Below are 13,519 nucleotides of genomic sequence, written 5' to 3'. Positions count from 1 at the left end.
TTACCGGCCGAAGGGCACCGGCGGGGGCAGGGCCATCCCGCCACCGATCAGCGAGCCGCTGGCCTGGACCGGAGCGGCCATGGCGGTGCGGAACGCGGGCTGCGGAATGGCCGAGTTCGGCGAGGCCGGGGTGTGGATGACCGGCGGCTGCGCCGGGCGCGGCGGCTGGCTGGCGCTGGTGACGGATGGCAGGGAGGCGACATCCGTGCGGGCGATCTCCGTGCGGGCGCGGCGCGGGGCGGCGCGCGGCGCCTCGGCGACCGGCATCTCGGCGCGGACGGGGCGGATCGGATCAGCCACGCGCGGCGCGGCGCGGGGTGCCTCCGGCGTGGCGGCGATCACCATCGGGGCGGGCGCGGGGGCCGGAGCAGCGGCCGGAACCGGAGCGGGGGCGGGGGCCGGCGCGGCGGCCAGCACGGGCGCGGCCGGGGCATCGGCGCGTGGCGCCTCTGGCGCGGGGCGCGCTGGCACTGGGCGCGGGGCCTCGGCCACGACGACGGGGGCAGCGGCCGGGGCGGCAGGCGCCGGACGGAAATCGGCGGCCGTGAAGACCAGCGCCTCGCCAGGGGCGGAGGCGAGTTCGGTGCGCGGGCCGAAGCCGGTGGAGACAGGCGTGAAGGCCACGGCCTGGGGCATGCGGCGCTGCGCGTCCTCCAGGCGCTGGAACTGCGCGGGCTCCATGGGCTGCATGTGGCGCAGGTGGCTGGTGGCCATGTGCCGCAGCCGCTCTTGGTCGTTCAGCCGCGCCCATTCGGCATTCAGGATCTGGGTGCGGCTCATCTCCGCTTCGGTCTGGCGGCGAATGTCGCGCAGGTCGCGGTCAAGCTGCGCCACCTCCTCCTTCGTCTGGAAGACGTAGAAGCCGGCTCCGAAAAACGCGGCGAAGGTGATGGCGGTCAGGGGATGGATCATGCGGCGGCGCTTTCTGGCAGGCGCTGGAGGGCACGGAGATGGGCGGATCGGGCGCGGGGATTGGCCGCGCATTCGCTTTCGGAAGGACGGATCGAACGGGGCGTCAGCAGCCGGAAGCCGGCAGGGGCACCAGCACCCGGCAGCAGGGAGCGGGGGTCGTGACGCGAGGCGCCGGGCGTCCGGCCCGCGGCGGTCTGGAATGCGCGCTTCACCAATCGGTCCTCGAGGGAATGAAAGGAGACGACAACGATTCTGCCGTTGGGCGCCATCAGGGAGAGTGCGGATTCCAGCGCGCGGGAAACTTCGCCGAGTTCGTCGTTCACGCGAATCCGCAGCGCCTGGAAGGCCCGAGTCGCAGGGTGAAGGCCGGACGGATCGCGCGGGACCGAGGAGCGGATGATCTCAGCGAGGCGCAGCGTCGTGGTGATGGGAGCTTCCGCGCGCGCGGTAATGATGGCACGGGCGATGCGGCGGGAATGACGCTCCTCGCCCAGCTCCCAGATCAGGTCCGCCAGCTCGCGCTCCGGCAGCCCGTTCACGAGGTCGGCGGCGGAGGGGCCGGCCATCTCCATGCGCATGTCAAGCGGGCCATCGGCGCGGAAGGAGAAGCCGCGCTGCGCCTCGTCCAGCTGGAAGGAGGACACGCCAAGATCGAGCACGACGCCGTCCAGCTGGGTCACGCCGCGTGCGGCCAAATGCTCGGCCATGTCGCCGAACCGACCTTCGATCAGGTGCAACCGGCCCGGATGCCGGGCGGCAAGGGCGGCGCCGCGGCGGATGGCATCCGGGTCGCGGTCCATGGCCCAGAGGGTGCAGGGGGCGGCGTCCAGGATGGCGGAGGCATAGCCGCCACCACCGAAGGTCCCGTCCAGGATCACCTCGCCGGCCTGGGGGGACAGGGTGGCCAGAACCTCGTTCAGGAGGACAGGGATGTGGCTCATGCCGCGCCCCCTTCCGACTTGGCGCGGGCGCGGGCAGCCATGCGCTCGCGCGCCGCGGCGATCTGCGCCTCGGCGGCGTCGGGCTCCCAAAGCTCGAAATACTCGCCCCGACCCATGAAGGTCACGGCGGAGGACAGCGCGGCGTGATCCAGCAGGTCTCGGGGGAGGACCATGCGCCCTTCGGGGTCGGGGGTGACATCGAGCACATCGGCGAGGAGGGCGTAGGCGATGGCGTCGTCCTCCTCGGTCGGCTCGTCGAGGGGGCTGGTGTTGGGCGCAGCGGCATCGAAATGCGAGGCGGGCCAGGCTTCGATGCAGGGGTGACGGGTGGAGCGGCGGAGGACCAAGCCCTCACCGGCGAGGCGGGCGCGAAACAGGGCAGGGACGCTGACGCGAGCCTTCGCGTCGAGCTTGTTCGTGAACTTGCCCCGGAACTGGGTCATCTGCGCCCGGATGCCCCCCGTTGCAGACCGCAGTGAACCGCCATTGGCGCGGGGCGCCTCCGGGGTGTGCGATCACGTCCTCGCCACGGGGGAGAGACCGGGCCGCACCTCACACGTTGGGGTGAGGGAGCAGCGGCCGACGAGGCCCCCCGACCTCGCCGGCTCGCCCGACCAACCCGTCAGTGCCGCCCGCCCCCCCGAGCGAGATGTGGCCCCGACCGGGCTGTAATGGTTCTACGTGGGCCGAGATGGGATGGCAAGGGATAATGCTTGGGCGTCCAGGGCCGCAATTTTGTTATAAATGAACCGAATCAGCAGCTTAGGTGCGTTTCTTAAGGGTTTATACGGAAGGGCCTCTGGCACGGCTTCCGCCAGTGGCGAAGCTGCCACAGGGAACAGAAATGGAATCATCTGACTCTTCAGTGACACAGCTTCGGCCTGCATGCCGCAGCAGGAAAGTGGTGCCGGAAGGCCTATAAGCCGGGTTCTGTCCAGCCCTTTCGGGCCTGTGCGACCATTCCTCTGGAGCCAGCGTCGCCGCTGGCTTCGCGCGGCCAACCCGGAGGGCGGGGCGGGAACCCCCTGCCTTTCGGCAGCCCTCCCTATTCGGCCTTGCTCCCGGTGGGGTTTGCCGTGCCGCCGCCATTGCTGGAAGCGCGGTGGGCCCTTACCCCACCGTTTCACCCTTGCCTGGGGGCCTCGTGGCGCCCGGGCGGTCTGTTCTCTGTGGCACTTTCCCTGAAGGGCTTGCGCCCCCCGCCGGCCATTGGCCGGCACCGTCTTCCCGTGGAGCCCGGACTTTCCTCCAGCACGCGATCGCTCGACGCGCCAGCGGTCGCCCGGCCTCCCGGCACCAGGGCGGAGATGGGGCCGCCGCCCGGTCCCGGTCAAGCCCGGCGGGCGAGGCCCAGCGCGGACAGGACGCCATTCATGCGGGAGAGCGTCCCGGGATCGGCGACTCCATCCACACGCTCCGGCCGCCAGTGGCGCTGGAAGGCGGTGACCAGCACCGGCAAGGGGAGATCCGTGCGGTAGCCGATTCGCCCGAGCAGGGTCAGCGGGTCGCCCTTCGCCGCCCCGTCGCGCCGCGGCCAGACCCCGATGCCCAGCGAGGCGAGGCCTCGCCAGTCGAAGCGCTCGCCCGGGTCCTGCTTGCGGTCGGGGGCAATGTCGCTGTGCGCGACGACGTTGCGCGGCTCAATCCCCGGGCGGCGCGCCAGGATGTCCAGGCACAACTCCGCCACCGCCCCCATCTGCAGGGCGGGGAAGTCGCGATATCCCCATTCATGGCCTGGGTTCACGATCTCGATGCCGATGGAATGGGCGTTCAGTGCCTCCCGCCCCCGCCAGAATGAGGTCCCGGCATGGCGGGCACGCCGATCCTCCGGCACGAGGCGGAAGATCTCGCCATCCTCCTCGACCAAGTAGTGGGAGGACACCACCGCCGCTGGGTCGCGCAGCCGGGTCAGCGCCTCTGCTCCCGATCGCATGCCGGTGTAGTGCAGCACGATCATGTCCACCGCTGCGCCATCCGGGCGGGGATCGTGGTTGGGGGAAGGAAGCTCGGTGACCCGCAGCCCGCTGGCGAGGGGCAGCGTCAAAGCTTCCGCTCCCGCTTGATCCGGTCCCAGGCGGCGTTGATCTCGGCCACCTTGTTCGTCGCGCGCTTGACGAACTCGGCCGGGACCCCGCGCGAGGCGAGGGCGTCCGGATGGTTCTCCCGCATCAGCCGGCGCCAGGCGGCGCGGACCTCTTCATCTGTCGCGTTGGCGGGCAGGCCCAGCACCTTGTAGGGGTCGATGCCCGGTGTATCCCCGGCGCCCGGCCGCGCCTCGCCGTCGCGCGCCCGTTCCCAGGAGCGCGCCTCCAGCCCGAAGCCCAGCTGGACACGTTGGAGGAAGCGCACCTCCCCCTTCGTGAGGGGGCCGTCGGCGCGGGCGATCTGAAACAGCGCCGACAGCACGTCCTCCAGCATCGCCTTGTTGTCGGCGAAGGCCTCTCCAAGCCGGTCGGCGAAGGTCTCGAAATCCTCGGGACTCTGCTTGGCCTCGTCGAAGAGCCGGGCCACGTCGCGCATGTTTTCGGGAGGAATGCGAAACAAGCGCTTGAAGGCGTTGATTTCTTCCCGCTTCACCGGCCCGTCGCACTTGGCCAGCTTGGCCGAGAGCACGACGACGGAGATGGCGAAGAGCTGCTCGCGCGAGCCGAGCAGGGCGGCGAGGTTCGCCGCGCCGGGGCCCAGCCGCGCCGCATCCGCGGCGTGGCCTGCCGCCGCGCCGAGCACGGCACCCAGCGGACCGCCCGTCGCGAAGCCCGCGATGCCCCCGATGATCTTGCCCCAGAAACTCACTGCCCGCCCTTTCCGTGCCCCCGTCCATAGCATGTGGGAGCCAGGAGGGGCAGCGTCAGCCCGTGAGCGGCCAGACGAGCGGGATCAGCATCGTCGCCGTGGCCGCGACGAGCAGGGTCAGCGGCAGCCCGAGCCGCGGGTAGTCCAGGAAGCGATAGCCGCCCGGCCCCATAACCAGCATGTTGCACTGGTGGCCGATAGGGGTGAGGAAGTCGCAGGCGCAACCGATCGCCACCGCCATCAGGAAGGGGTCGGGGTTCAGCCCCAGCTTCTCCGCCATCTGCGCGGCGACCGGGGCCATGATCAGCGCCGTGGCGGCGTTGTTGAGGAAGGGTGTGAGGGCCATCGCCGCCACCACGGTCAGTCCCAACGCCCCGACCGCCGGCAGCGCACCCGCCACATGCGCCAGCCCGCCGGCCAGCAAGGCCGCACCGCCCGTCTCCGTCACCGCGTCGCTGATCGGGATCAGGCAGGCCAGCAGGACCAGGATGGGCAGGTCGATCGCCTCATAGGCCTCGCGCAGAGAGATCACGCCCAGCGCCACGGTCAGCACCGCCGCGCCGAAGAAGGCGATGGCGACCGGGACCAGCCCCGCCGCCACCCCCGCCATGGCGAGGGCCATGAGCCCGATGGGCAGGTAGTCCAGCCGGCGCTTGCCCAGTTCCGTCGCCACCGGGACCAGGGGAAGGCAGCCCAGTTCGTCTAGAGAGGCGGAAAGCGTCTCGGCGGCGCCCTGCACCACCAGCACGTCACCGACCCGGAGGTGCAGGTCACGCACCCGTGCCGTCACCGCCTCGCCGCGCCGGGACACGGCCAGCAGGTTCACCCCCTGCGTGTCGCGCAGCCGCAGGGCGCGGGCCGTCGTGCCGGCGAGGGGAGATCCGGGCAGCACCACGGCTTCCTCGACCTCCACCGCCTCGGCCTCCGTTGCGGCGGTGCGCTCGCCATCCTTGCCGGTGTGGCCCAGCTCCAGCTGCGCCTCCGCCACCAGGGCGCGCATCGCATCCGGGTCGCCGCGCAGGACGAGCTGGTCGCCGGGATGCAGGCGCCAGTGGCCGGCCGGGAAGTAGCGTCGCCCCTCCTCGCGCACGATGGCGGCGACATGGACCTCGCCTTCTACCTCCGTTTCCAGCTCCCCGACCGTGCGGCCGGCAAAGGGGGAATCGGCGCCGAGCCTCGCCTCGGCGAGGTAGGGGGCGGGGATGGCAGTTCCATTGGTGCGGCCCTGGCCGACCCCGCGCAGCAGGCGCCACCCCACCGACAGGAAGAGCAGCGCTACCAGCACCACTCCCAGCCCGACCGGGGTGAAATCGAACATGCCAAAGGCTTCGCCGGTCATCTCGTGCCGGGCGCGGGAGACGATGATGTTGGGCGAGGTGCCGACCAGCGTGACGATGCCGCCCACCAGCGAGCCATAGGCCATGGGCATGAGGAGGAGCGAGGGCGAGGTGCCGGTACGGCGCGCTACCTGCAGCGCGATGGGCAGGAAGATCGCCACCGCGCCGATGTTCTTCATCATCGCCGCTAGGAGGGTCACCGTCCCGGTCAGCGTCGCGACCTGGGCGCCGGGCGTCCGCATCTGCGGCTCCAACACCCGGATCAGCCGCCGGATCAGCCGCGACTTGCCGATTCCGGCGCTGACCACGAGAACGGAGGCGACGATGATCACCACGTCGTCGCCGAACCCGTCGAAGGCCTTGTCCGGCGCGACCACCCCCGCCGCGACAGAGGCCAGCAGCGCCAGCAGGGCAACCAGGTCGTAGCGGATGCGGTCCCAGACGAAGAGCGCCATCATCACGGCGAGGATGGCGAAGACGATGATCTGGGGCAGGGTCATGCGAGCGCCCAACGCGCGGGCGCATCATACGGTGGCGGCGGTCCGCGCAGCCTGGTCATACGCGCCGGACAGGGCTCGCAGCAGCACGGCCGCGTCGCGCAGCGCTGCCTCATCCTGGCCGGTGGCACGCACCAGCAGGGCCTCGCGCAGTTCGTGATAGCGCTGGCAGGCCGCGAGACCCTCCGGCGTCACCGTCACCGTCTGCTCCTTGCCGGCGCGGCCGAGGGTGACGAGCCCCGCCGCGGCCAGCTTTCGGACGGCGTAGCGGGCGATGTGGGCATCCTCGATTCCTTGCACGCGCATCACCTCCGCGAGTCGCTTCGGGCGGTCGCGATGGCGCACGGTGTGGAGGATCAGCACCTCCGTCGCGGAAAGCCCGGGCTGACCGGCAGCGGCCATGCAACCCGTCATCCAGCGGCCAAAGGCGGCAGAGCAGAGAATGAGGCCGAACTCGAATTCCGAGAGCGCCGGCGAGGCGCCGGCCGCGAGATGGGCGGAAGAAGTGGGACCGCGCGACATGGAGCCTCCTTGCGATGGCGTCATGCTCGGGCAGTATGCGGAGCGGCGGCATCGTTGACAATATGCTGACAAATTCTCACTGAAGGCCGCGAGGCAAGGCGAAGGAAGTCGTGAATGGACGCGATCGCGGCAGCGGGCTGGCAGTTCTGGGTAGACCGGGGCGGCACCTTCACCGACATCGTGGCACGCGCGCCGGATGGAGGGCTCTCCACCGCGAAGCTGCTGTCGGAGAATCCGGGCCGTTACCGGGACGCGGCCGTGGCCGGTATCCGGCAGGTGCTGGGGCTCCAGCCCGACGCCGCCCTGCCGCCCGGGCTCGTCGAGGCGGTGAAGATGGGCACCACCGTCGCCACCAATGCGCTGCTGGAGCGCAAGGGCGAGCGCGTGTTGCTGCTCGTCAATCGCGGCTTCGCCGACTTGGCGCGGATCGGCAACCAGGCGCGGCCGCGCCTCTTCGAACTCCACGTCCGGCTGCCCGAACTCCTGCATGAGCGCGTGGCCGAGATCGGCGGCCGCGTGGCGGTGGACGGCACGGAGATCGAGCCCCTGGACGAGGCAGCCGCCCGCGCCGCGCTGCGCGACGCCTTCGCGGCCGGCATCCGCGCCGTCGCGGTGGTGCTGATGCATGCCTGGAAGCACCCGGCGCACGAGGCTCGCATCGGCGCCATCGCGCGGGAGGAGGGCTTCACCCAGATCAGCCTCTCCCACGAGGCCAGCCCCCTGCCGCGCATCGTCCCGCGCGGCGACACGGCGGTGGTGGACGCCTATCTCTCGCCGATCCTGCGCCGCTACGTTGCCCAGGTGGCCTCGGAGCTGGGCGAGGGGACACGGCTCTACTTCATGCAGTCCTCGGGCGGGCTGGCCGAGGCGTCGCGCTTCGGTGGCAAGGACGCGATCCTGTCCGGCCCGGCCGGCGGCATCGTCGGGGCGGCGCGCACCGCGGCCATGGCCGGGTTCGACCGCATCATCGGCTTCGACATGGGCGGCACCTCGACCGACGTGGCGCTCTATGCCGGCGCTTTCGAGCGGGCTTTCGAGACGGTGGTGGCGGGGGTGCGGATGCGCGCCCCGATGATGGCCATCAACACGGTCGCGGCGGGCGGCGGCTCCATCCTGCATTTCGATGGGGCGCGGTTCCGCGTCGGGCCGGACAGCGCGGGCGCTGTGCCGGGCCCCGCCTGCTACCGGCGCGGCGGGCCGCTCACCGTCACCGATGCGAATGTGATGCTGGGCAAGATCCAGCCCGCGCATTTCCCTGCCATCTTCGGCCCCGGCGGCGACCAGCCCCTGGACGCGGCGGTGGTACGGGAGAAATTCGCCGAACTGGCGAAGGAGGCCGGACGCGCACCGGAGGAGGTGGCGGAAGGCTTCATCCGCATCGCCGTCGCCAACATGGCGCATGCCATCAAGCAGATCTCGCTGCAGCGGGGCTATGACGCGACGAAATACGCGCTCACCTGCTTCGGCGGCGCGGGCGGGCAGCATGCCTGCCTTGTGGCCGACGAACTCGGCATGGAGACGGTGTTCCTCCATCCCTTCGCCGGGGTGCTTTCGGCCTATGGCATGGGCCTCGCCGACCAGAGCGTGATCCGCGAGGCGGCGGTGGAGCAGCCGCTTTCGCCCGACGCCATGGCGGGCCTGACGAAAAGTCTGGAATCGCTGGAAGCGGAGGGCCGCGCCGAGCTCGCCCGCCAGGGTGCCGACCCAGGGGCGCTCCACGCCGAGCACCGGCTGCACCTGCGTTATGCCGGGACGGATGCCTTCCTGCCCGTGCCCATGGGCGACCATGCGACGGTGCTCGCAGCCTTCACCGACGCGCACCGCGCCCGCTTCGGCTTCGCGACGCCCGAGCGCCCGGTGATCGTGGAAGCCGCCCTGGCCGAGGTGACCATGCCCGGCGAGGCGGTGCGCGAGGCCCCGCTCACCCCGCGCGCGCCCGGCGAGGCGGCCCCTGAACTGGACCGCGTGCGCCTCTTCGCCGCCGGCGCTTGGCACGAGGCGCCGGTGCTGGACCGCGAGGCGCTGCGCGCCGGCGACCGCATCCCCGGCCCCGCCCTGGTGCGGGAGGCCATCGCCACCATCGTGGTCGAGCCCGGCTGGACGGGCGAGGTGATGGAGCGCAACCACGTCATCCTCCGCCGCACCGAGGCCCGCGCCGCCGCACGGACCGAGGCCACCGGCAAGCCCGACCCTGTGGTGCTGGAGCTGTTCAACGCCCTGTTCATGAGCATCGCGGAGCAGACGGGGGTGGTGCTGCAGAACACCTCGCTCTCGGTGAACATCAAGGAGCGGCTGGACTTTTCGTGCGCCATCTTCGACGCCGAGGGGAATCTCGTCGCCAATGCACCGCACGTGCCGGTGCATCTCGGTGCGATGGGGGAGAGCGTGAAGACCGTCATCCGCTCGCGGGGCGCGACGCTGCGGCCAGGCGACGTCGTGGCGCTGAACAACCCCTACAACGGCGGCACCCACCTGCCGGACATCACCGTCATCACCCCGGTCTTCGATGAGGCTGGCGAGGAGATCCTGTTCTTCGTCGGCTCGCGCGGGCACCACGCCGATGTCGGCGGCCTCACCCCCGGCTCCACCCCGCCCGGCTCAGCCACGCTGGAGGAGGAGGGGGTGGTGATCGACGACTTCCTGCTGGTGGAGGAAGGCCGGTTCCGCGAGGCGGAGTTCCGCGCCCTGCTGACCGGGGCGCGCTACCCGGCCCGCAGCCCGGACGTGAACGTGGCCGACATCAAGGCGCAGGTCGCCGCGAACGAGACGGGGGTGCAGGAGCTGCGCCGCGCCGTGCGCGAGTTCGGGCTGGACACGGTGCGCGCCTATATGCGCCACGTGATGGACAATGCGGAGGAAAGCGTCCGCAAGGTCCTCGACACGCTGAAGGATGGGCGCTTCGAGACCCGCACGGATGACGGCACGCCGCTGGTGGTGTCGGTGCGCGTGGATCGCGAGCGGCGCGAGGCAGTGATCGACTTCACGGGCACCGGCCCGCAGCGCCCCGACAATTTCAACGCCCCCGCCGCCGTGTGCCGCGCTGTGGTGCTCTACTGCTTCCGCGCCCTGGTGGGCCAGGACATCCCGCTGAACGATGGCTGCCTGAAGCCGCTGCGCATCGTGGTGCCGCCCGCCTCCTTCCTGTCGCCCGAGCCCGGCCGCGCCGTGGTCGCCGGCAATACCGAGGTCAGCCAGATGACCTGCAACGCGCTGCTCGGCGCGCTGGACGCCTGCGCCTCCGCCCAGGCGACCATGAACAACGTCCTCTTCGGCGACGCGGAATACCAGTATTATGAGACGGTCTGCGGCGGGGTCGGCGCGGGCCCGGGCTTCGATGGGGCAAGCGCGGTGCAGACCCACATGACGAACACCCGCATGACCGACCCCGAGATCCTGGAGATGCGATATCCCGTGCGGCTGGAGGAATTCTCCATCCGCCGCGGTTCGGGCGGCGCCGGGAAGTGGCGCGGCGGCGACGGCTCGCGCCGGCGCATCCGCTTCCTCCGCCCCATGCAGGCCGTGGTCGTCGCCTCGCGCCGGAACGTCGCGCCGCATGGGCTGCATGGCGGCGCCGATGGCTCTCCGGGCCGGCAATGGGTGGAGCGCGCGGACGGCTCGCGCCTCGACATGCCGGGCAATACCGGCAAGGCCGATCTCACTCCCGGTGACGTGCTGGTGCTGGAAACACCTGGCGGCGGCGGCTGGGGTTGATGCGCCCCGCCCGGGCCCTTCTTCTCACGCTTCTGCTCCTCCTCGTCGGCGGGGTCGGCATCGCCGTCTTCGCCGTTCCGTCGCTGACCGACTGGGAGTCGCGGCGCGGGCAGGTGGCCCGGCTGGCGACGGAGCGGCTGGGCCGCCCGGTGGTGCTGGCGGGCGATCTAAACTTCACCCTCCTGCCGCAGCCCGTCCTTGAAGCGACGGAGGTTCTGATCGGCGAAGGCGGCGACGGGCTCGGTCTCTCCACCCGGGCGCTGCGCCTGCGCCTCGACCTGGCATCGCTGCTCATCGGCCGTCTCTCGGTGCGCGAGGCGGCACTGGTCGGCGCGGAGATCCGCCTGCCCTGGCCGCCGCAAAGCCTCGCCTGGCTGGCGCCGCCGCCCTGGCTCACCGGCCTCGACGCAAGGCTGGAGCAGGGGCGCCTCTTGATCGGCGACGTGGTGCTGGAAGGGGTGCGGGCGCGCTTCCTGGCCGGCGGCCCGGCCGAGGCGCTTTCCGCGGAGGGCGTGTTCCAATGGGGCGGACGCGAGATCCGCTTCTCCGCGACGCTGGGCCGGCCCGGCGATGATGGCGCGGCCCCGCTTGACCTCGCCCTGTCCGTCGCGGGCACCAGCCTCACGGCGCGCGGCATCCTGCCGGACTCGGGTGGCTTCGAGGGGCGGCTGGATGCGAACGGGCCGAACCTCGCCGCGCTGTTGCCTTCGCCGTCCGGCCCCTTCCGCGCCCAGGCCCGCTTCTCGGCCACGCCCGAATTGCTTGCGGCGAGCGGGCTGTCCCTGGAACTGGCGGGGCAGGGGATGACCGGCGCGGCGGCACTGCGCCTCGCCCCTGCGCCGCGTCTGGAGATGACGTTGGCCGCGTCGCGCCTCGACCTCTCACCCTGGCTGGACGCGCTGCGCGGATCCGGCAGTGCGACGCTGCCCGTCGCGCTCGACCTCGCGGCGGAGGCGGCGACGCTCGGCCCGCTGCGTTTGCGCCGCCTGCGCGGCACCGCGCATCTGGAAGGCGAAAGGCTGAGTCTCTCCGATATCTCGGCGGAACTGCCCGGCGAGACGCGGATCGAGGCGACGGGAGCCAGCGCCGGGCCGCGCCTCGACTTCGCCCTGCGCGTCGCCGCCGCCGAGCCGCGGGCGCTGCTGGAATCCCTGGGTTGGCCGGCTTCCCTGCCGCTGCCGCCCGGCGCGGCGGAAGGGCAGATGCGTCTTTCCGCCGAAGGGCCGCTCATCGCTGCCAGCGACGTGGCGATGCGGGTCGGCGCCGCGCGGATGCAGGGCGGCTTCACCTGGCGTCGCCTCGCCCCCCGGCCAGCCCTGGCCCTGGGCCTGGAGATGGATGAATTCGCGCTGCCGGTCACCGCGCCGGCGCTGCTGCGCGCGGTGCAGGAAGGCGCAGGCGCTGCCGACCTCCAGCTCCGCTTCGCCGCAGCGCGGATCAGGCTGGAAGACGGGCCGTGGGAGAATGCGTCCCTCGACGCGGCGGCGGAGGGCGGGCGCTGGGCGGTGCGGCGGCTCGCCGCGCGGCACCAGGGCGTCGAGATCGCGCTGAGTGGCGTTGTGGCGGGTGGCCGCGTCGGCGAGGCGGCGCTGGAAGCGACGGGGCCGGCCGGACCCGGTCTTACGCTCATCGGGTTTGCGCGGCCGGCGCTTGTCGATGCGCCGATGCGGCTGCGCGCCCAGTTGTCCGGCCCCTTCGACGCGCTGGCGGGGCGCGCGGAACTCGACGTGGCCGATGCGCGGCTGGAGGTGCAGGGCACGCTGGACTGGAACGCGCAGCGAGGGGCAGGGAGCCTGACCGTCCGCCATCCCGGCGCGGGCCGCTTCCTCCATGCCGCGTTGGGCGGCGCGCCGCCGCGCTTCCTGGGCGAGGGTTCCTTCTCGCTGATCGCGAACTGGCAGGCCCGGGCCGATGCCTTCTCCACCGAGGGGTTCGAATTGGTCGCGGGTGGGCTGCGCGGGCGTGGCCAGCTTGCCCTCGCCCTGGGCGAGCGTCCTGCACTCTCCGGCCGGCTTCATCTCGACACGTTGCCGCTGCCGGAATGGGGCACGCTGCTGCCCGCCGAGTGGCCCGATCTCGACCTCGCCCTGCGCGCCGATCAGGTGATGCTGCCCGGCCTGCCGCCGCTGACTGGTTTTTCCGCCGCGCTGCGCAGCGACACGGAATCGCTGCGGCTGGAGGAAAGCCGCGCCACCGTGGCGGGCGGGGCGCTTTCGGGAGGGCTGCGCTGGCTGCGCGGCGACCGTCCCGCGCTGGAGGCCGAAGGAAAGCTGGAAGAGGCCCTGCTCTCCGGCCCGGTCTTCGGCACGCCCTTCGACTTGGTGGCGGGGCGGGTTTCCGCCGAGTGGCGCCTCGCCGCGGCCGGGCATTCTCCATCGGCGCTGATCGAATCGCTGGATGGCTCGGCGCGCATCGCGCTGCGCGATGCCGTGATGCAGGGCTTCGACGCCAATGCCGCCGCCGCCGCCCTGGGCTGGACCGATACGCAACGCGCCGAGGCCGCGCTGCGCGCCGCGATGGCGGGCGGCAGCACCACCCTGGACCGGGCCGAGATCTCCCTGAATTTCGAGCGTGGCGTCGGGCGGATCGAGACCGGCGACCTCCTCGCCGAAGGGGGGCTCACGCTGCGCCTGTCAGGACGGCTCGACCTGCCGCGCGACGTCCTGGATCTGCGCCTCGCCTGGCCGGGCGATGCGGAGGTGGCGCTGCGCGCGACCGGACCGGCCGCCGCGCCGGTGCGCCTCCCTGAACTGGGCGCTTGGCTGCGTCGCCGCGCCGAAACATTGCCCTGACTCCCTGGACGCGG

At 72.0% G+C, this 13,519-nt stretch carries 9 protein-coding genes and 1 other RNA gene; 2 read left to right on the top strand and 8 right to left on the bottom strand.

All coding sequences use genetic code 11. The features are described 5' to 3' along the window. The 8 genes from ftsL to JTJ31_RS17540 form a co-directional block, all read right to left on the bottom strand. Complete coding sequence (gene ftsL / locus JTJ31_RS17575) at positions 1-912, bottom strand: cell division protein FtsL (protein WP_207540036.1); 912 nt, start codon at positions 910-912, stop codon at positions 1-3. Continuing rightward, positions 909-1,853 carry a 16S rRNA (cytosine(1402)-N(4))-methyltransferase RsmH gene (rsmH, locus tag JTJ31_RS17570; protein ID WP_207540035.1) on the bottom strand — a complete coding sequence of 315 codons (945 nt, stop codon included), beginning with the start codon at positions 1,851-1,853 and terminating at the stop codon, positions 909-911. The genes ftsL and rsmH overlap by 4 nt, the downstream gene beginning before the upstream one ends. Then, a complete protein-coding gene (locus tag JTJ31_RS17565) occupies positions 1,850-2,296 on the bottom strand; it encodes a division/cell wall cluster transcriptional repressor MraZ (protein ID WP_207540034.1) in 447 nt (148 codons plus the stop codon). The genes rsmH and JTJ31_RS17565 overlap by 4 nt, the downstream gene beginning before the upstream one ends. Positions 2,297-2,756: 460 nt before the next feature. Further along, positions 2,757-3,147: RNase P RNA component class A (rnpB, locus tag JTJ31_RS17560), an RNA gene on the bottom strand. Positions 3,148-3,183: 36 nt separating this feature from the next. Then, positions 3,184-3,897, bottom strand: coding sequence for an N-acetylmuramoyl-L-alanine amidase (locus JTJ31_RS17555; protein WP_408015430.1), 714 nt, complete (start codon positions 3,895-3,897; stop codon positions 3,184-3,186). Continuing rightward, a complete protein-coding gene (locus JTJ31_RS17550; protein ID WP_207540033.1) occupies positions 3,894-4,646 on the bottom strand; it encodes a TerB family tellurite resistance protein in 753 nt (250 codons plus the stop codon). Before JTJ31_RS17550 ends, JTJ31_RS17555 begins: the two co-directional genes overlap by 4 nt. Before the next feature lie 55 nt (positions 4,647-4,701). Beyond that, positions 4,702-6,483, bottom strand: a complete 1,782-nt coding sequence (locus JTJ31_RS17545; RefSeq protein WP_207540032.1) for an SLC13 family permease — start codon at positions 6,481-6,483, stop codon at positions 4,702-4,704. Positions 6,484-6,507: 24 nt separating this feature from the next. After that, positions 6,508-7,002, bottom strand: coding sequence for a winged helix DNA-binding protein (locus tag JTJ31_RS17540; RefSeq protein ID WP_207540031.1), 495 nt, complete (start codon positions 7,000-7,002; stop codon positions 6,508-6,510). Positions 7,003-7,116: 114 nt separating this feature from the next. On the opposite strand from JTJ31_RS17540, the gene JTJ31_RS17535 reads away from it, so the two are divergent. Beyond that, on the top strand, positions 7,117-10,713 hold the full coding sequence (locus tag JTJ31_RS17535; RefSeq protein ID WP_207540030.1) for a hydantoinase B/oxoprolinase family protein: 3,597 nt from the start codon (positions 7,117-7,119) through the stop codon (positions 10,711-10,713). Then, positions 10,713-13,505 (top strand): AsmA family protein, encoded by a 2,793-nt coding sequence (locus tag JTJ31_RS17530; RefSeq protein ID WP_207540029.1) that lies wholly within the window; start codon positions 10,713-10,715, stop codon positions 13,503-13,505. The genes JTJ31_RS17535 and JTJ31_RS17530 overlap by 1 nt, the downstream gene beginning before the upstream one ends. The last annotated feature ends 14 nt before the right edge of the window (positions 13,506-13,519 follow it).

It is taken from the genome of Sabulicella rubraurantiaca (assembly GCF_017355885.1).
Lineage (GTDB): Bacteria > Pseudomonadota > Alphaproteobacteria > Acetobacterales > Acetobacteraceae > Roseococcus > Roseococcus rubraurantiacus.
Note: the sequence above shows the minus strand (reverse complement) of the source record. Positions and strands in the feature narration are given on the sequence as shown.